The sequence below is a fragment of the Candidatus Nanopelagicus limnes genome (genome assembly GCF_002287885.2).
Classification (GTDB): domain Bacteria; phylum Actinomycetota; class Actinomycetes; order Nanopelagicales; family Nanopelagicaceae; genus Nanopelagicus; species Nanopelagicus limnae.
Window position 1 is genome coordinate 905,277 of record NZ_CP016768.2, and the last position, 19,178, is coordinate 924,454.

General features: G+C 41.4%; 21 protein-coding genes and 1 tRNA gene. 10 read left to right on the forward strand and 12 right to left on the reverse strand.

The window, feature by feature from the left end; genetic code table 11:
- Position 1 precedes the first annotated feature (1 nt).
- The 3 genes from B1s21122_RS04545 to B1s21122_RS04555 form a co-directional block, all read right to left on the reverse strand.
- Positions 2–919, reverse strand: a complete 918-nt coding sequence (locus B1s21122_RS04545; RefSeq protein ID WP_095680414.1) for a carbohydrate ABC transporter permease — start codon at positions 917–919, stop codon at positions 2–4.
- The gene (locus tag B1s21122_RS04550; protein ID WP_095680413.1) at positions 919–1,830 is read right to left on the reverse strand and encodes a carbohydrate ABC transporter permease; all 912 of its coding nucleotides are present in this window, start codon (positions 1,828–1,830) and stop codon (positions 919–921) included. The genes B1s21122_RS04545 and B1s21122_RS04550 overlap by 1 nt, the downstream gene beginning before the upstream one ends.
- 121 nt (positions 1,831–1,951) lie before the next feature.
- A complete protein-coding gene (locus B1s21122_RS04555; protein ID WP_095680412.1) occupies positions 1,952–3,229 on the reverse strand; it encodes an ABC transporter substrate-binding protein in 1,278 nt (425 codons plus the stop codon).
- A gap of 227 nt (positions 3,230–3,456) precedes the next feature.
- Between B1s21122_RS04555 and B1s21122_RS04560 the strand changes: the two genes are divergently transcribed.
- The 5 genes from B1s21122_RS04560 to B1s21122_RS04580 are packed head-to-tail and all read left to right on the forward strand — an operon-like array spanning position 3,457 to position 7,550.
- Entirely contained in the window at positions 3,457–4,128 is a 672-nt protein-coding gene (locus tag B1s21122_RS04560; RefSeq protein ID WP_095680411.1) for an RraA family protein, read from the forward strand.
- A complete protein-coding gene (locus B1s21122_RS04565) occupies positions 4,129–4,842 on the forward strand; it encodes an orotidine 5'-phosphate decarboxylase / HUMPS family protein (RefSeq protein ID WP_095680410.1) in 714 nt (237 codons plus the stop codon).
- 7 nt (positions 4,843–4,849) lie between these two features.
- Positions 4,850–5,884 (forward strand): zinc-binding dehydrogenase, encoded by a 1,035-nt coding sequence (locus B1s21122_RS04570; RefSeq protein WP_095680409.1) that lies wholly within the window; start codon positions 4,850–4,852, stop codon positions 5,882–5,884.
- Between the two features lies 1 nt (position 5,885).
- A complete protein-coding gene (locus B1s21122_RS04575) occupies positions 5,886–6,653 on the forward strand; it encodes an SDR family oxidoreductase (protein WP_095680408.1) in 768 nt (255 codons plus the stop codon).
- Entirely contained in the window at positions 6,654–7,550 is an 897-nt protein-coding gene (locus B1s21122_RS04580) for a sugar phosphate isomerase/epimerase family protein (RefSeq protein WP_095680407.1), read from the forward strand.
- Here the strand turns inward: B1s21122_RS04580 and B1s21122_RS04585 are convergent.
- Genes B1s21122_RS04585 through B1s21122_RS04595 form a run of 3 tightly spaced genes read right to left on the reverse strand, consistent with a single transcriptional unit; the run spans position 7,531 to position 10,298 of the window.
- The gene (locus tag B1s21122_RS04585) at positions 7,531–8,436 is read right to left on the reverse strand and encodes a 2-hydroxyacid dehydrogenase (protein WP_095680406.1); all 906 of its coding nucleotides are present in this window, start codon (positions 8,434–8,436) and stop codon (positions 7,531–7,533) included. The genes B1s21122_RS04580 and B1s21122_RS04585 overlap by 20 nt on opposite strands.
- The gene (locus B1s21122_RS04590) at positions 8,436–9,302 is read right to left on the reverse strand and encodes a fumarylacetoacetate hydrolase family protein (protein ID WP_095680405.1); all 867 of its coding nucleotides are present in this window, start codon (positions 9,300–9,302) and stop codon (positions 8,436–8,438) included. The genes B1s21122_RS04585 and B1s21122_RS04590 overlap by 1 nt, the downstream gene beginning before the upstream one ends.
- Positions 9,303–9,305: 3 nt before the next feature.
- A complete protein-coding gene (locus B1s21122_RS04595; protein ID WP_095680404.1) occupies positions 9,306–10,298 on the reverse strand; it encodes an aldo/keto reductase in 993 nt (330 codons plus the stop codon).
- Between the two features lie 78 nt (positions 10,299–10,376).
- On the opposite strand from B1s21122_RS04595, the gene B1s21122_RS04600 reads away from it, so the two are divergent.
- The 5 genes from B1s21122_RS04600 to galT are packed head-to-tail and all read left to right on the forward strand — an operon-like array spanning position 10,377 to position 14,386.
- Positions 10,377–11,129: an SDR family NAD(P)-dependent oxidoreductase gene (locus B1s21122_RS04600; protein WP_095680403.1), complete on the forward strand. Its 753-nt coding sequence runs from the start codon at positions 10,377–10,379 to the stop codon at positions 11,127–11,129.
- The gene (locus tag B1s21122_RS04605) at positions 11,126–11,371 is read left to right on the forward strand and encodes a hypothetical protein (RefSeq protein WP_095680402.1); all 246 of its coding nucleotides are present in this window, start codon (positions 11,126–11,128) and stop codon (positions 11,369–11,371) included. Before B1s21122_RS04600 ends, B1s21122_RS04605 begins: the two co-directional genes overlap by 4 nt.
- 4 nt (positions 11,372–11,375) lie before the next feature.
- Positions 11,376–11,636 carry a hypothetical protein gene (locus tag B1s21122_RS04610; protein ID WP_095680401.1) on the forward strand — a complete coding sequence of 87 codons (261 nt, stop codon included), beginning with the start codon at positions 11,376–11,378 and terminating at the stop codon, positions 11,634–11,636.
- Positions 11,633–13,255: a glycoside hydrolase family 25 protein gene (locus tag B1s21122_RS04615; RefSeq protein WP_095680400.1), complete on the forward strand. Its 1,623-nt coding sequence runs from the start codon at positions 11,633–11,635 to the stop codon at positions 13,253–13,255. Before B1s21122_RS04610 ends, B1s21122_RS04615 begins: the two co-directional genes overlap by 4 nt.
- Positions 13,256–13,279: 24 nt before the next feature.
- Positions 13,280–14,386, forward strand: coding sequence for a galactose-1-phosphate uridylyltransferase (gene galT, locus B1s21122_RS04620; protein WP_095680399.1), 1,107 nt, complete (start codon positions 13,280–13,282; stop codon positions 14,384–14,386).
- Here galT and B1s21122_RS04625 read toward each other — a convergent pair.
- From B1s21122_RS04625 to B1s21122_RS04650, 6 genes are all read right to left on the reverse strand, one after another.
- Complete coding sequence (locus B1s21122_RS04625) at positions 14,383–14,622, reverse strand: ACT domain-containing protein (protein WP_095680398.1); 240 nt, start codon at positions 14,620–14,622, stop codon at positions 14,383–14,385. The genes galT and B1s21122_RS04625 overlap by 4 nt on opposite strands.
- A gap of 1 nt (position 14,623) precedes the next feature.
- A tRNA-Asn gene (locus B1s21122_RS04630) sits at positions 14,624–14,696 on the reverse strand.
- 86 nt (positions 14,697–14,782) lie between these two features.
- A complete protein-coding gene (dnaG, locus tag B1s21122_RS04635; RefSeq protein WP_095680397.1) occupies positions 14,783–16,591 on the reverse strand; it encodes a DNA primase in 1,809 nt (602 codons plus the stop codon).
- Positions 16,592–16,626: 35 nt separating this feature from the next.
- Positions 16,627–17,871 carry a deoxyguanosinetriphosphate triphosphohydrolase gene (locus B1s21122_RS04640; RefSeq protein ID WP_095680396.1) on the reverse strand — a complete coding sequence of 415 codons (1,245 nt, stop codon included), beginning with the start codon at positions 17,869–17,871 and terminating at the stop codon, positions 16,627–16,629.
- 46 nt (positions 17,872–17,917) lie between these two features.
- A complete protein-coding gene (locus tag B1s21122_RS04645) occupies positions 17,918–18,529 on the reverse strand; it encodes a trimeric intracellular cation channel family protein (RefSeq protein ID WP_095680395.1) in 612 nt (203 codons plus the stop codon).
- Positions 18,530–18,532: 3 nt separating this feature from the next.
- Complete coding sequence (locus B1s21122_RS04650) at positions 18,533–19,174, reverse strand: YdcF family protein (RefSeq protein ID WP_095680394.1); 642 nt, start codon at positions 19,172–19,174, stop codon at positions 18,533–18,535.
- Positions 19,175–19,178 lie beyond the last annotated feature (4 nt).

The window sequence follows — 19,178 nt, forward strand, 5'->3', positions numbered from 1 at the left end:
CTTAACCCTTTAGAGAACCGGAGAGCAATCCTCGTAGGAAGTAGCGACCTAGGAAGACATAAACAATTAATGTTGGTAGTGAAACTATTAATGAGGCGGTCATATTCACACCGTAGTACACCTGATTTGATGAGCCGGTAATAAAGTTAAGCGCAGTTGTCGCAACTGATAACTTAGGTGAACCACCAGTTAAGAAGATCGCAAATAGGAAGTCATTCCAGGCTGAGGTGAATTGCCAGATTAAAACCACCACAAATGCTGGCACAGATAGCGGCAGAATTATTGATCGATAAATTCTTACCATTGATGCCTTATCCACTCGGCCAGCTTCAATTAACTCATTTGGAATTGCTTCATAGTAATTTCGGAAAATTAAGGTACAGATAGGAATACCGTAGATAACGTGAGCAAAGACCAGCACATAGATTGATTTATTTATTTCTAAAGTAGTTGCAATTCTCACCAATGGAATCATGATTGCTTGGTATGGAATAAACATTCCAAATAAAAACATGGTGAAGACAAAGTTTGAGCCTCTAAACTTCCATTTAGCAAAAACATATCCATTAATTGAGCCGATAACAGCTGAGATTATTGATGCTTGGACAACAAATAAGAGGGTTCGAACCATTGATTCAGAGATTGATTGTGGGAAGTAATCAGTTCCACTCCATGCCACCGACCAGGCTGAGAAATCTATCTTCTCTGGAAGTTTAAAAGCGTTTATGAGGTAAACATTTTTAACACCTTTAAGTGAGTTAATTACCATCACATAAATTGGCATAACCACTAAGAACCAGATAAATGTCAAAGAAACATAACGGAAGATCAGCCAGAATTTCTCCTTGCCGTTTAATTTGCGCTTCTTATTGCGCACATCATGCTTTGTTGTAATTAAATCGACTATGTCTTTGCTCATCAGCGGTACGCCTGTTGTTTGTTGTTATATCGAAGGTATGGCACAACCACAATTGCAATCATAATTAATAGGACAATGGCAATTGATGTTCCCTTTGCATAATCTCTAGCATCAAAGGTTGCCTCCCACATATAAACAGCTACTACCTGAGTTACATAGGATTTTCCATTAATACCAATAATTAGATCAAAGGCCTTCATAGATATATGGCCCAAAATAATTAAAATTGTAAGAAGTGTTGGCGTCAGCTGTGGAAAGAGAACATGGCGATAAATTTGAGATTCACTAGCACCATCAACTCGTGCAGCTTCTCGCAGATCATCTGGAATACCGCGAAAGCCCGCTAGGAAGAGAGCTAATACATAACCTGACATCTGCCAGATCGCCGGCAGCGCCATTGCATACATCGCACCTTTTTCGGAGACATACCAATCATTTTGTAAGAAACCTAAACCTATTTTTTGCAGAGCAAGATTTAACCCACCCGCCTCTTCATCTCTGGCTGAGTTAAGAATCCAGTTAAATACAGTTCCCATTGCAATAAATGAGATCGCCATTGGATATAAATAAAATGAACGGAAAAATCCCTCACCCTTAATACCTTTTTCAAGCAGTAATGCCATGATAAATCCAGTTACTAACGCGCCTAAAATAAATACGATTGTAAATTTAACTAAATTTGATAGTGAGTGTGTAAAGCGCTCATCTTTGATTAGATCGGTGTAATTCTTTAGCCCAACATACTCAATGGCTTTTTTGCTGCCAGAGTTTTGGTTAGTTAGAGAGACATTTACTGACCACAGGATTAAGCCATAAACAAAGATAACTACGGTAATTATTGAAGGTAATACGAAAAATAAGCCACCAACGCGAGTGCTAAAAGATCGTTTATTCTTGGTTGTTTTACTCACCGAAGCGATCCCCTCATCTTTATAAGTAGCAGGTGGTGGAGCCTAGCGATTGGTTATCTAATTAGAAAACTTTGGTGGGCAATTAATTGCCCACCAAAGTTCTTGTACTACTTTGTTGCTATTAAGCCTTGCCTGCTTCGTAAGCTGCAGCAAGATCCTTAGCAAGTCCGGCGTTATCTTTGAATCCGCCTGAGAAATACTTACCAACGGCTGCGTTGTACTTAGCCATCAGTGCGTTATTTCCATTTACTCCATGAACTGTTGAACCGACTAAGCGATCCTTTGACCAGTCAGAAGAAGCTGATTTTAGATAATCATCGTATAGGGATAGATCAGCATCTGTACGAGCTGAAATTGATCCCTTCTTTGGATTAAATGCATCCTGTCCTGCTTGTGATCCACAAACCTTCAACCATGCAATTGCAGCGTTGCGGTGTGGAGCACCAACTGGAAGTGTGAATGAATCTGATAGCCATTGGTATGTACCAACAGTTCCTGGAGCTGCTGCGAATGTGTAGTCAGTTCCAAGCTTTAGACCATCTGATTGCCACTGAGCAGAAGCCCAGTCACCCATAATGAAGAATCCTGCTTTACCAGAAGTTACTAACTTACCTGCATCTGGCCAATCAAGATTTCCTGCACCCTTATTTCCATAAGAAAGTGCCTTCTGGAAGTTCTTAAGACCGGCAGCAACTTCTGGACCTGTCCATGAAGTTGAACCGTTGTATAGACCTTCGAACTTATCTGCACCCATTGATGCTAGAAGCATCCAGTCAAGAAGGTGAGCAATCGCCCAGTCTCCCTTTCCTGCAAGGGCTAGACCAGTTACGCCAGCCTTCTTAAACTTCTCAAGATCTGCAAAGAATTCATCAAGAGTTGCAGGAGCCTTGGTTACGCCAGCCTTTGTTGCAGTTGCTGGATTCCACCAAAGTACATTTGCTCTGTGAATGTTTACAGGTACTGAGTAAATTTTTCCATCTACAGTAAGAGTCTTAATTAAGTCAGCTGGGAATATCTTGTCCCAACCTTCAGATGCGTACAAAGAAGTTAAATCTTCTAGTTGTCCGCCCTTTACATAACCATCAAGCTCCATACCAGCGTGTGCTTGGAATGAATCAGGTGGCTCGTTAGCATCTAAACGGCTCTGTAGTACAGCCTTTGCGTTTACACCAGCACCACCGGCAACAGCAGCGTTAATAAACTCTGTGTTTGGGTTTTGTGCTGCGTAAACATCGATCATTCCTTGTAGGCCAGCAGCTTCGCCACCAGATGCCCACCAGGTAAAGATTTCAAACTCTGTGTCTTCGTTCGCTGCTTCATCAGATGATGATGAACAACCAGTTACCGCAAGGGCAATAGCTGCTGCAGCTGCAACAAGACGAAATGAACTTCTACGCATTCATTTCTCCATTTCTTCTCTATAGGAAGTGGTACAACGAGGATCGTCGAACCTGAATGAATCTTTGTACTCACCAGTTAGGTAGTCAATCAAGGCGGGCTAATATTTAGTTAATAATCACTTGTTTATCTAAAATTTATCTAAAAGTTATAAAGACTCACGCCCAATGCCTCAAGTAGTACTTAAGGGTCTATAAGTAAGAAGAAAAAGCCCCTAATCTTTAGGCCATGGCCAATAAAGATTACGATTTAGCAAAACTGTCCACCATATTTACCGCAGCCTTAGCCTCTGATTGTTTAGATCATATGGATTTGCGTAATCAAGTTTTAAAACCAGATATCCAAATGCTTTCAGGTGATGGCGTGATGATGGGATACGCATTTCCCGTAAGAGTTGAAGCAGTTTTCACAGCTCCTGATGTGCCATACGTTGGATTACTTAAAGCATTGGACGCAGTTGGCAAAGATCAAGTTTATGTAACACCATCTAATCGAAATAATGGCGGTAATCATCCAGCAGCATTTTGGGGAGAATTACTTTCAACTGCTTGCAAACACAAAGGTGTGGCAGGTGCGTTAACTGATGGACCAGTAAGGGATACCACCAGAATGCAAGCGTTAGGATTTAAAGTTTTTGGTGTGCAAACCTCACCCCTTGATATTAATTCAAGGTATGAAGTGGTTGAACATAATGTGGCAGCCGAGATTGATGGCGTAATGATTAATCCAGGAGATTTAATTGTTGGCGATATTGATGGTGTGGTAATTGTGCCAAAGGCTGCGATCGATGAGGTAATTGCCAGAGTGGAAGAGAAAAACTCTGGGGAGAACTTGTTTAGAAAAGCTGTTAAAGATGGCATGGCTCCAAGTGAGGCATTTGCAAAGTATGGAGTCTTATAAGTGAAACCGATTGTGCAAGTTTCCTTAGATCTAACCGATATTAAAGAGGCGATGGAGATGGCTCACACCGCTATGCGGGCCGGTGTTGATTGGTTAGAGGCTGGTACGCCATTTATTTTGGCTGAAGGATTACATGGCGTGCGCGCCCTTAGAAAAGAGTTTCCTCATATTCCAGTGGTAGCAGATTTAAAAACTATGGATGGTGGATATTTAGAGGCGCAGATGATGGCAAAAGCTGGCGCCACTCATGTTGTTGTAATGGCAAGAGCGCATCCAGAGACAATTAAAGTTGTTGTGCAAGCTGGTAAGGATTACGGCATCACAGTTATGGGAGATAACTTAGGTTGTGAAGATATGGTTGATGGTGCACGTGTGCTTGAAGATTTAGGTTGTGACATGATTATTCATCACATTGGTTATGACGAACGACGTGGCATTGCAGCTAGGGGTGAGGTTGCACCAAATCCACTTGATCAATTAAAAGCAGTTGTTGATGCAGTTGGTATTCCAGTGCAAGCTGTTGGTGGTTTATCACTGGAGCAAGCAATAGCTTGCCCCTCATATGGTGCACCTTTGGTAGTAATTGGCGCCCCTCTTGCTATTGATGCTGATTCATTTTCAAAGGGTGCTGGAAATGTTGAAGAAGTTCTTAGAAAAATTTGTGAAAAGGTTCATGCATATGGTGATATTCCAATTACGCCAAGGGTTAGGTGATTAAAAAATGAAATCTCTAGCAGTTGTTAACTTCTCATCAAAGCCAGGCAGTGTTGAATTACAAGAGATTGAGTATCCACTCTTTGGTGATGATGATGTCATTATGCAGGTGGAGGCGGTAAGTGTTTGTGGCTCAGATCTACATCAATGGCATGGCACAAACTCTTGGGAGGTTAATTACCCAGTTGTCTTAGGACATGAGTTTTGTGGCGTTATAAAAGAGCTAGGTAAAAATGTTAAATCTGCTGGCAAATGGCAGGTTGGTGATCGAGTAGTAACTGAGACTGCTGCGGTAATTGATACCGATTCACCATTATCTAGACAGGGTAAGTACAACTTAGATCCATCTCGTAAAGGATTTGGTTATGGTGTTAATGGCGGCATGACTAGATATGCCAAGGTCGCAGCCCGCTTACTTCACAAAATTCCAACCAACATCTCATTTGATTATGCAGCAATGACTGAGCCATGCGCTGTCGCCTATAGCGCAACCATTGCTCCTGGCTTTGTTCGACCAGGAGATCGAATTGTGGTTTATGGACCTGGTCCAATCGGTGTTTTATGCGCAGCAATGGCGAAATTAGCAGGAGCTGAGGTTGCATTAGTTGGCTTAGAAAAAGATAAAACTAGATTAGAGATTGCAAAATCTTATGGCTGTGAAGTAATTATTGGCGATGCAAGTGAATGGGCAAAAAGTGTTGATGGGTTAGGCGCCGATGGCGTGGTTGATGCGGCTGGTGTTAGTGCTTCATTAAAAAATGCCTTAGCTGTTATCAGGCCAAATGGTTGGATATCAAAGGTTGGCTGGGGACCACAACCATTAGATTTTTCACTTGATCCATTGGTAGCAAAAAATGTCACCTTGCGTGGAAGTTTTTCTCACAACTGGCCAATGTGGGAGCGGGTCTTAAGATTATTAGAAAGTGGAAAATTAGATTTAAAACCAGTTTTAGGTGGAGTATTCCCAATTAAAGATTGGCAGGTTGCATTTGAGAAGATGCAATCTGGTGAGATTTTAAAATCTGTAATTAGGCCTGAGTAAAATGAGATTAAAAGATAAGGTAATAATCATTACCGGTGCAACCTCTGGTATTGGTAGCGCAATTGCAATTAAAGCCGTCAGTGAGGGAGCTAAGGTATTAATCCACGGCATTGATCAGGCTGGTGGGCAAAAGATTGTTGATCAATTAGGAGAAAGCGCCGCCCTTTGTATTGCAGATTTAGCAGATCAATCTGCACCAAAAAAGATTGCAGATGCTGCGATCTCAGCCTTTGGCAAGATTGATGGATTAGTTAATAACGCTGCAATTATTGAGCGAAATAATCTTTTGCAGTTAACGCCTGAGGCCTTTGCAAAAACTATTACAGTTAATTTGCAATCAGCGCTTTTTCTAATTCAAGCTTGCTTTGAACACCTTAAGAAAAGCAAGGGCGCTGTTTTAAATATTGGTTCAATTAATGCCTACAGTGGTGAGTCATCACTTCTGGCATACAGTATTGGCAAAGCGGGCCTGCAAACAATGACTAGAAATTTAGCTAATGCTCATGGCATAGATCAGGTTAGATTTAATTTAATTAATCCTGGCTGGATATTGACGCAGCGTGAGTATGTTGATCAAATTAAAAAAGGAATGCCAGATAAGTGGCCAGAGAAGTTAGGTAAAGAGAATATTCCTTTTGGCGTTATGAGCACACCAGAGCAATTAGCTGCTGCTTGTATTTACTGGTTAGGTGATGAGTCCCGGCCATTTACAGGTTCAGTTGTTGAGTTAGAGCAGTTCTCAATTATTGGCAGAAATCCTGAGAAGTAAATGCCTAAGTTAGCCGCCTTTCCAAAAGGTTTTATCAAGCAATTAGTTTCTGGGCAAATGAGTATTTATGAGTGGATTAAATTAGGCGATGAATTAAATGTTGATGGCCTGGAGTTTTATAACAACTTTGCTGATGTGAAAGATCCATCAAATTGGCCAAAGGTTCGAAAGGCTGTTGAAGATACCGGCATGGTTATTCCAATGATGTGCGCCTCCCCTGATTTCACAATCCCAGATGAGGCTTTGCGAAATAAGGAGATAGAGAAAGAAATTTTTGCAATCGAAATGAGTGCAGCACTCGGTGCTAAATACTGCCGTGTCTTATCTGGGCAGAGGAGAAAAGATATTACTCGGGATGAGGGAATGAAATATGTTGTTGATGCAATTAATGCATGTATTCCAGCAGCCATAGAACATGGCGTGACTTTGATAATTGAAAATCATTACAAAGATGATTTCTGGACCGAGCCAGAGTTTGCGCAAATGATGGATGTCTTTGTTGACTTAGTTTCTCGGATTGATTCACCACATTTTGGAGTTAATTTTGATCCATCAAATGCAATTGCAGCAGGTGAAGAGCCACTTGAGCTATTAGAGAAAGTAAAGCATCGAGTTTTAACTATGCACGCCTCTGATCGCTACCTTGCTAATGGCACCATTGAAGATTTACGCAAAGCAGAGGGCGGGAGTGCTGGTTATGTTTCATTCTTTAAACATGGCGTTATTGGTAAAGGGCTAAATGATTATGATGCGATTTTTAAAACATTAAAAGATGTCGGCTTTGATAGTTGGATCTCAATTGAAGATGGCGTGGATGGCATGGAGCAGATGCACGAAAGCGCAGATTTCTTACGCGAAAAGATTAAAAAGTATTGGCCTAATTACCAGCCACGATAATATTATTTAGCGGCTTACCCTCTGCTAATAAATTTAGCTGTGATTCAAATAAACTTCTTGCCCGTTTATCAAAAGCTGATGAATTGCCACCAACATGTGGTGAAATCAGAACTCCCTTTGCAGACCAAAGTGGATGATCCTTTGGCAGTGGCTCTGGGTCAGTAACATCTAAAGCAGCAGTAATACGACCAGAGTTAAGCTCTTTTAATAACGCATCTGTGTCAACAATGGGCCCGCGAGCAACATTTACCAATAGCGCGCCATCCTTCATTAAGGCTAGGCGTCGAGCATCAAATAAATGTTTACTCTCTTTAGTTAATGGCAAAATCAAAAAAATCACATCAAGAGTTGGTAGGTGTTTATCTAAATCAGAAATTGCAATGGTGTTATCCCGACCGCTTTGCGTGAAGGCAACAATTTCAACTGAAAAACCAGAGAGCATTCTGGCAATGGTTGAACCAATTGAGCCGTAACCAATAATTCCAACTTTGCGATCATTAATTGAGTTATAGGTTTTATTGACCCATTCACCCTGATCTTGATCTCTAATAAATGTAACAAAGCCGCGCAAGGAGGCGATTGCAAGAGCAACTGCTAATTCAGCAGTTGAATCATCATGAATGCCACGGCCATTACACAAAGTAATTCCTGGCCTAAGAAACTCAAGTGCGTCCTCATAACCAGCATTTGGAACTTGTAATACTTTTAAGTTTGGCATTTTCTTAGTTAATTCAAGGGCTGGCCGGCCACCCATATAGGTTGGAACATAAAAGGTAACCTCAGACATATCCCCGGTTGCAGCAGGAGTAGTTGCAGGTGATAGGCGCTTGAAATTACTTGGAACTTTTAAATCATCCCATTGCGTCCAAACTACATGTTCACTCATTATTTAATCCGATCGTTAATATCTTCAGGTGTTAATGCAACTTTGTTAACTAAAGTTCCAATTTGATCAACGATAATGGTAACTACATCCCCTGCCATTAGAGAAATATCAAGAGGTGGCACAATTCCTGTTCCAGTAGAAAGGACTACGCCCACTGGAAAGTGTTGGCATTTAAACAAGTAATCAATTAAGTCATCAAAGCTTCGGTTTAGAGATTTAAGTGAGGTCTCTGCCTGCCAAACAATTGAGCCAGCTCTTTCAATCTTGGCATATATATCTAACTTGTCATGATCAACAATTTCCCAAATCGGTCTAATCATTGGTCCTAATGCATTTGATCCGTAGTAAATCTTTGCTTGCGAAAGATAAAGTGGATTCTCTCCTTCAATGTTTCTTGAAGTCATATCATTACAAATACTCATGCCAATTAGCTCACCAAATTTATTCATCACAATTGCTACCTCAGGCTCTGGCACGGAGGTTTGAGCATCGGCTCGAATTCCAACCTCACCCTCATGACCAACAGTTCTGCGAGCAGTTGCTTTAAAAAATAACTCTGGTCTATCTGCTTCATAAACTAATTGGTAAACATCCGGAATATCACTCTCTTCTTTTCGAGCATCCCTTGAGCGTTGATAGGTAACGCCTGCTCCCCAAACCTCAGTATCGATTGCAACTGGTGCTACTAATTTACCTTTTACTTCAGTGCTGCCTGCTGCATCGTAGGCTTTTCTAAAATCAGCCATATGTAATGAAAGCGCGTCAGATAAATTTTTAATCTTCTCTATTTCAAAGTACTTGCCATTTATCTCTTTGACTAAGTGATAAGGATTAGATGGAGTTTGAATTACCGCTAAATGGCTCATCTATTAGAGTTCAATTCGATTCACTAAGCCAGACTCCTCAAGTGCGTCCCACACAGCAGCTGGAATATCACGATCAAAGTCGGCAATATTTGAAGTTAACTCTTTAACTGTTCTAGATCCAGTTAGCACTGAGGTGACAGCAGGATGGCGAAGTGGGAATTGAATAGCTGCTGCAGTAAGTGGAATGTGAAAATCACCAAGCAGTTGCTTGATTTGTTGCGCGCGTTTAATTAATTCATCACTTGCAGGTGCATAATCAAATGTTGCACCGGCAACTGGGTTTGCCAAAATTCCTGAGTTATAAACACCACCAATTACTACTGCGGTATTTTTCTTTTTACACTCTTTAAATAAGTGTTCTTGGGCTGATTGATCAAGGAGTGAGAATCTGCCAGCAATTAAAATAATATCTAGATCCATCTCTTTAACTGCCTTAATAGATGGTGCGCAGTAATTCATACCGACACCAATTCCTTTTAAAACACCCTGGGAGCGAAGTTCATCTAGAACTCCATAAGACTTCTCGATTGCTTCACCAATTCGATCATCAGCATCATGAATATAGGCAATGTCAAAGGAAGAAACATTTAAACGCTTTAGGCTATCTTCGATTGAGCGAAGAATTCCATCCCGTGAAAAGTCAAAAACTGGAATTACATTTGGATCAATATCGGCAAAGCTACCTAGTGAATCATCAATTACTTTTTTGTTTGGATCAATTTTTTCAAGTACGCGCCCAACCTTGGTTGAGAGCACAAATGGTTTTCCTGATTTATTTAAGGCAGCGCCTAATCTTTTTTCAGCAATTCCATAGCCATATAAAGGTGCGGTATCGAAGTAATTAATTCCGGCATCTACTGCTGCCAAAATTGTTGACTCCGCTTCAGAGTCGGCAACAGAAGTAAATAAGCCACCAAGGGGCGCGGTTCCTAGCGCAAGCTTTGTTACGTAACGATCTATGCGTGAAATTTTTACTAATTCGCTATGACGGGCCATATTCACAATAGTATAGGAGCGTGTTGGAATAGTGAATACTGTTCGCCTACTGAGATAGCAGATCGGAAGATAAAGATTATGGAAAAAGAGTTTGCAGGCTTAACCGCAATTATCACCGGAGCCGGCTCTGGTATTGGCCTTGAGGTTGCAAAGGGACTTAAAGAGCGAGGCGCAACTGTATTTGGTTTTGATATTAATCCAGGTGAAATGGCAGCCTATGCAACATATGTAAAGTGCGATATTGGTGATGCCACCTCAGTTGAATCAGCTTTTAATGAGTTTAAGAAATCAAGTAAAGGTTTAGATATCTTAATTAACAATGCTGGAATTGGTTCGCTAACAACAGTTGAGCATGAAACAGATGAGATTTGGCATAAAGTTTTAAACATCAATGTGGTGGGAACAGCTCGAGTATCCAAGCAAGCGATTCCGCTACTTCGTGCCAGTAAGCATGCAGCCATTGTTAATACCGCATCAATTGCTGCCACAGATGGAATTCCAAATCGCGCAGCTTATAGTGCGTCAAAGGGTGCGGTTATGACTTTAACTCTTGCAATGGCAACTGATCACTTAGCCGATGGCATTCGGGTTAACGCCGTAAACCCAGCAACAACTGATACACCTTGGGTTAAGCGATTGTTAGATCAATCAGAGGATGCGCAAGCTGCTCGAGTTGCACTAGAGGCGCGGCAGCCAATGGGACGACTTGTCTCCCCTACTGAAATTGCTAGCGCGATTATATTTTTAGCGAGCCCCTTGCAAGCATCAGTTACTGGCACCGCAATCAGTATTGATGGCGGTATGCACTCATTGAGAATTCCTAAAAAATGAATCCATTAAACAATTATCGGTTTGGCTCTTATGCAATCTTGGCGATGGGCTTGATTAATCTGCGATATCAAACTGGAAATGATTCAAATCTTTCTAAAAGTTTAGTTTTAATAATCCTTGGCGCAGTGGCATTTATTGCAACATTTATCCCAGCACTTAAAGCACTTTTGCTCAAGCGAGTGAGCAAAATGCTCGCACTTATCATTCTCGTCTTGGCAATTGCATATGGATTTCTAATCTAATTAAATGCAACTTGAGGATATTAAAAACCGCTGGAATGAGGTCTTAGATCTCCTTTTGGAGATGGATCGAGTTACCTGGCTTTCATTCTTTGATGCCAGATTGGTTTCATTTGAAAACAACCAATTAACCTTAGATTTTGCTGATAGTCAAAAGTTTGCAAACCCCCATGATTTTAAGAAAACTCGTAATCCATCCCACACTAAATCTTTAATTGAAGCGATTGAAAGGGTTTTTGGCTTTACACCCACAATAATAGAGCGGTGAAAAGAGTTGCATTCTTCCTAGCTCTAGTCGTAATTGCTACTGGCTTTAATCCGGCTGCAAACAGTGCAACTGCAAAAACATCTCTAACATTAAAAGTTGAGAGCACGCCAAATGCTGGTGAATCTTTAGTTACCTTTTATGGTCAGGTGAAGCCGGCGGCAAAAGGTGCAATCACTATTGATACCTTTGATGGTGTGGCGTGGAAGGCGACGCCATTAAAAACTACATCAGCAGCAAGTGGAGCTTGGCGAATTACAACAGTTGCCACTGCGATTAAGGCAGAAGGTCAATACCGTGCTCAAGTAGTCATCGGTAAAAAGAAAACACTTTCTAAGAATGCAAACTTTAAAGTTGATTTAACAAAAACCTTTGCCACAACGGATGATTTATTTATTCCAACTGAGACTGGCAAATTAACTGGCGGGCGTATTCAAGGATCAGATATCAGCCGCTGGCAGCACCCAAATGATCAACCAATTGATTTTAAGCAGATGTTTGATGCTGGGATGCGATTTGTATTAATTAAAGGATCAGACGCCCAAGAAAAGGCAGATCTTGAAACCATGCGATGGTTGGTTGGAGATCGAAGTGCGGCACAAGCTGCGGGACTTTATACCGGTATGTATCACTTTGCTTACATGCCAAATAGCACCGATGAGGCATATGTGATTCGCGATGCTAAAGCACAAGCCCAAAAAGTTTTATGGCGCCTTGCCTCCCTTGGTGGTTATAACGAACGTGATCTACCAGTTGCACTCGATTTAGAAAATAGTTGTGTTAAGAAAAACTCTTCAGGTGATTGTATTAAAACTTTGCCAAGGAGCTTGGTCACTTTATGGGCTGAAACTTGGTTAGAAACTGTTGAAGAAAAAACAGGTAGAAAACCATTTTTATACTCCTACGCACAATTCTTAGAGGGTGCAATGGAGCGCAGTGAAAAACTTAGGCAGTACCCACTTTGGTTAGCCCATTATGGAATTCATCCAGCAGATCCAATTTCAAAACCAGGGCAGCGAGCAACAATCGGTTGCTTTGTGCACTCATGGAGTACAGCCAACTGCTCATCCCAGTGGCAAATCTGGCAGTACTCATCTTGTGGAATTGGTAAAAAATACGGCGTACCAAGTGCTCGTCTTGATTTAAATGTTTTTAGAGGCACACCAGAAACTTTCCTTTCCTTAATAAAGGGTAAGTGGCAGCCAGAGCAGGTTGATCTCATGCCAGTTAATGAGCCGACTAAGTTGAATTTAATCTCAGTTACAACAACTGATACCAATAAGCCTGTATTTATAAATGTTGAGGTTTTCAGGTCAATTGGCACACCAGTTGTAACCGGTACGGTTGTATTTAGACCAACTGATCCTAAAATTAAAATCAAAAAACAAACCCCAGAGCGAAATGCCAGCGGCCGGTGGGAAATAAAGATTGAAGGTCTGCCCGCAGGTGCTACCGCTGGAACTTTGAATTATGTAGATATCTCAAAAACTCATGCTGATAATGAGATGCCATTAATTATCAATTTAGCGCAGGGACCGGATTTACCTACGGTAACTCCAACACCTAAGCCAACAATCACAAAAAAACCAACAGATGGCTGCGCTAAACAAATAAAGCACTAATTTTTTGCACTACCCTTAACCATTATGGCCAAAGGATTATCGGGTGGAGTATTCCGATCTGATTTGCAATTAGCAGATGGCCGGCAAATCTCTTACTACGATAGCAAAGAAGTAACACGTACTGCAGTAGACAAAAGAGATGATAAAGCTCAACCTGGCATTGGACACTTACGTCTTGATCCACTGGTAAATGAGTGGATTGCAGTTGCCTCTCATCGCCAACACCGAGTTTTTCTGCCACCAAAAGAATTATGCCCACTTTGCCCAACTGTTGATAGTAAATTAACTGAGGTTCCAGATAAGGATTATGAGGTTGTTGTCTTCACCAATCGTTCACCAGCGCTAACCACCCCAAGTAGTAATTGGAAACTTCCGCAAATTTCTGGTCTTGATACCCCAAACGCTGATGCAGCAGGTGCTTGTGAAGTTGTTTGCTACACCCAAGATCATGGATCTAGCTTTGCAAAATTAAGTACAAAACAAATTAGAACTGTGTTGGAAGCCTGGAAAGATCGTGATTCAGCCCTTTCTAAACTTTCATTCGTTGAGCATGTATTTCCCTTTGAAAATCGCGGCGAAGAGGTTGGCGTAACCCTGTCTCACCCACATGGACAGATTTATGCTTACTCATTCCTGCCACCACGAATTGAAAAGATGTTAGAAGCTGCAAAATCACACCTAGCTAAAACTGGCAGAGTATTACTTGATGATGTGATTGCCCGTGAGGTTAAGGACAAAAAGCGAATCATTTGTGAGAATCCTGAGTGGATTGCATTTGTGCCATATGCGGCTAGATATCCATTTGAAATTCACATTGCCCCTAAGCGCACAGTTGCTGCCATGGCGGATTTAGATGAAAAACAATCTGATTTATTTGCACCAATCGCTAAAGAGGCTTTAACTAGATTAGATGGCGTGTTTGGAATTGAAATGGCATATATCGCCTCTTGGTATCAAGCCCCAGTAAATATTGGTCGAGATTGCATGCGTTTGCACTGGCAGATAGTTTCTGTAAGACGCCAACCTGGAAAGTTAAAGTATTTATCTGGTTCAGAATCTGCAATGGGTGCTTTTATAATGGATTTAGAGCCTGAACAATCTGCAAAACAATTACAAGAAGTTAAGTATTAATCCACTGGGGTAATTGAAATTACCTCAACCCCACCGATTGAAGTTAAGACATTTACTAAATCTGTTGGATCACTGCCTGGAACTGCAATTGTGATGTCATCAATTCCTCGGCCATTTTCACTTCGGAGCACAACTAATCCACGAATATCTCCACCTGCAAATCCAATTGCAGATGCCACCGCACCAAGTGAACCTGGACGGTCAGGTAATGAGACCTGTACTCGATATAGCGCCATGCTCCCTGACTTGGACTCGAACCAAGAACCTGCCGGTTAACAGCCGGCTGCTCTGCCAATTGAGCTATCAGGGAATACATCAATCTAATTAAAGATTGGTGAGGGCAAATAGTATCGAAAAAATTAAGCCACTCAAACCTACGCCTAATTTATTCGCTTTTTAACTCTCCCCTAATGCTAATTCTTTTTGCACCCGGCGGGCTGCCTCCATGCCAACTAATTGACCAAAGATCTCTTGATACTGCGCATCATTTTCCACCGGATTTAATCTTTGCAAAGTTGATTTAATCTCAGCGATTGATCTGCTTAATGCAACCTCGCGCAAGCGAGCAAAGATACTGGTGATGTAGCGATCTGAAACCTCACCATCAGTTCGGATTGGTTCAACTGTTAACTCAGTAATCAAAGATTTAAGCTCTTCACTTTCAGCCTTATCAATTAACTCTTGAATATTAAACTCTGCTTGATTATCAATACCAGCGCGTAATTGATTATAAAGAGGGAATGAGAAGGCGGTTGGCTCAAGATCTACCCAGCTATGAGAAAGTGTTGGCAGTTGCAGGCGAACCTTTAGAACTTCACGCTCTAATACTAAAACTGGATCTGTTAAATTGATTCGTTTATCACTTGTTGCTGAATTAGCACCACCGCTTCGCTTTACTGCAGTTGAAACAATATCTACCTCCATGCCAAGCCAGCCGGCAAGTAAGCGAACATACTCTGGGCGAAGGGATGCGTCTCGAATTTTTCCAATTAATGGCGCAACCAGATTTAACGCATTAACTCTGCCTTCAGCAGCTGTGATGTCATAGTTTGCAATCACGGATTTAATTGCGAACTCAAATAAAGGAACTCGCCTTGCAACTAAATTACGAACGGCGTCATCGCCATGGGCTTGGCGTAACTCGCAAGGATCCATACCATTTGGTTCAACTGCCACAAATGTTTGGGCAACAAACTTTTGATCATCTTCAAATGCACGAAGCGCTGCTTTTTGCCCCGCAGCATCACCATCAAAGGTAAAGATAACCTCACCTCTAAATGCGTCGGCGTCCATTAATAATCTTCTAATTATTCTTATGTGCTCATCACCAAAGGCGGTGCCACAGGTTGCAACTGCAGTTGTTACCCCAGCTAAATGGGCAGCCATTACATCGGTATAGCCTTCAACAATTACAACTTGTCGATTTTTTGCAATTTCTTTCTTAGCCATATCTAAGCCGTACAAAATCTGATTCTTTTTATAAACTGGAGTTTCAGGTGAGTTTAAGTACTTTGGCCCAGTATCTACCTCATCACTTGCTAACTTTCTTGCACCAAATCCGACCACATCACCAGAAATATCTTTAACTGGCCAAATTAATCGATTTCGATATCGATCAATCATTCCCTTGGTGCCTTCTTTAACTAAACCAGCCAGATTTAACTCTTCATCAGTAAAACCTTTTCCTTTAAGGTTTTTATAAAGCCCATCCCATTCATCCGGTGCGTAACCAACATTAAAGTTTTTTGCCGCATCTCGATCAAAGCCACGTTTAGTTAAGAAATCTCGGCCATGTTGAGCTGCTGGAAGTTGTAATTGTTCCTGATAAAAAAGTGAGGCTGCTGTGTTTGCAGCAACTAATCGTGAGCGATTAATTGATGGACCAGTACTAACTCCACCTGATTCATAACGAAGTGTGTAGCCAATTCGATCAGCTAAGCGCTCTACCGTCTCCATAAATGTTAAATGCTCTAACTTCATAATAAATGCAATTACATCCCCACCAACTTGGCAACCAAAGCAGTGAAAAAATCCTTTGCTAGGTGTCACATGAAAGGAGGGACTCTTCTCATCATGAAATGGACACAGACCTTTTTTCTGACCACCACCAGCATTTTTTAGCTGCACATAATCACCAACTACATCATCTATCGGTGAGTGATCGCGGATGTATGTAACATCCTCATCTTTAATACGTCCGGCCATACTTCCTATCCTAGTTTCAAAGTGGACAACTTAAATTATCCCTTGTTAATAAGGCGATTATGCAGTGCAACTGCGCCCGGATCAGTTAAAGATGCCACCTGATCAATTACTACGCGAAGGCGAGCTTGATCAGTTTGAGCATTTTGCCAATCCTGTAGGAAGAAACTTTCTAAGGTATTTGGGGCGCTCTCAAGTATTGCCTGCACCAATTCAGTTAGCAGTCTTTGTTGCTCGGCATATCTAATCTGAGAATCACTGGCGTTTATTACATAATGCCCAGCCATTGATTTAAGTAATGCCACCTCAACTCGTTGCGCCCTAGGCACAACTAAATTTGCGTTATATCTAGTTAAATCACCATCGCCATACTTCTCTTGAGTTGCAACCTCAGCAGCCTGGGCAAAGCGGCCAATTAACTGGCTGGCTAAATCCTTTAATCTAGCTAGTGAGCGATGAGTACCATCGTAATATCGAGGCCAGCAAGATAGCTTCTGCAAAGCATCCAATGCTGATTGCATTTCACTTTCAGTGATATCAGCTAAATACATCTCTTGAGCAACTTTGAATAACTTAGGCAGATCACTACTTAATTGATCTAATTTAACTTGACCAGAAACTAATGAATCCTCTAAATCATGAACGCTGTAGGCAACATCATCAGACCAATCCATAATCTGCGCCTCCATGGAGGTCTTGCCAGATTCCACGCCACTTCGATACCAATTAAAAATCTCTAGATCATCCTCATAGACGCCAAACTTTCTAGCATTCACCGCCCGACTCCATGGATATTTTGTGGCAGCATCAAGGGAGGCTCTAGTTAAATTCAAACCAATTGATTTGCCGTCAGGTAATACTGTTTTTGCCTCTAATCTAATTAATAATCTAATACTTTGCGCATTTCCTTCAAAGCCACCGCAGGATGAAGCAATTTGATTTAACGCCTCCTCCCCATTGTGACCAAATGGTGGATGACCAATGTCATGAGCAAGACAAGCACCCTCCATTAAATCTGGATCCGCACCGAGGGCAGCTCCTAATTCTCGACCAACTTGCGCGCACTCAAGTGAATGTGAAAGTCGAGTTCTTGGAAAATCTGTTGCCCAAGGAACTGCTACTTGAGTTTTAGCAGCTAAGCGGCGAAGTGCGAAGGAGTGAATAATTCTTGCGCGATCTCTTGCAAACTCAGTACGACCACCACGTTTTGCAGGTTCATCTAAAAATCTTGCGCGATCAAACTCAGAGTATCCGGGATGCTCATTAGCTGCTCTGATAACCATTTGGGAATCCTACCTGCCAACTGTTGTGTTGGTAATTTTGCTTATTTTAAGCCTTTTTCTTTGAGTTAAATTTAGGCAGATGCAGATCAAAATAAATTGAGATGATTCTGGTAATTACTACCACTGCTGCTCCAATTACTGCAGATAGAGTTAAATCAACCTCCACCTGCTGTAACCAAACAAAAGTTATTGCCCCAACCAATGAAGATGTGCCAATTGTTTCACGGTGTAAAAGCACTGGCTCAACCTGACATAAAACATCACGAAGTAGGCCACCAGTTACAGCAGTAATAAGACCTAAAATAATTGCAGCGAGCCAAGAAACTCCCTGTTGAAGAGCAAGATGTGAGCCTGAGATTGTGGCAATTGCTAACCCAAAGGTGTCCATTACCAGAAGTGTTTTACCAATTCTGGTTACTCTTCTAAAGACCAAAGTAGTAAGCACCGCACTTAAAACTGCAATAGTTATCCAGGGATCACTGATCCATACTGGTTTTAATCCAAGAAAAACATTTCTTAATGTGCCGCCAGAGACTGACGCGATCGCTGCGATAAATGCGATGCCGCCATAATCTAAGCCTTTATCTGCAGCAATTCTTGCGCCAACTAGTGCAAAAACTAAGGTTGATAAAAGATCTAGAAAAGGTAGTAACTCCATGGCTTAAGAGTATAGATCTCTTGCAATTAATCGATCACTTAACTTAATACCAAGCCGGCCAACTGTTATATAGGCCAGATATGCCCCAGTTTCTCTTGCTAAATACTTATACCCTGAGTTTGTAACTGAAGCTGGACCAGTTTTAACTGGATCACAGCTAGCAATTAATCCTAAGTCAGTAGCTATTTTTACTGATCGATAGCAGTGATAAGGATCTGTCACAATAATTACCGATGTATGTTTTGCCTTTTTCATTGCCGCTGCATATGCCTGAGTGCTACTTAAAGTATCTCTGCCTTTCGTGATGGATAAAATATTTGATTTTTTAACGCCATTATTAATCAACCAATTCTTACTGGCTGCCGCCTCAGTAGTTCTATCTCCTGGAGCGCCAGAGCCGATTGTGTAAATTCTTGGCGCAAGCCCTGATTTAAATATTTGTAAACTCTCCTTCAATCTTGATTGCAAAATATCACTTGGCCGGCCATCAAATTGAGCCGCTCCCATCACAAGAATTACATCAGATTTTACTGCTTCTGAATTTCTAGCTGAGTACCAAATACTGCCAGCGAAATAAAGTGGCACAACAATTATTAATAGCAATATGAATGAGATTACTCTTCTAATAAATCTAAAAATGAACAATTAC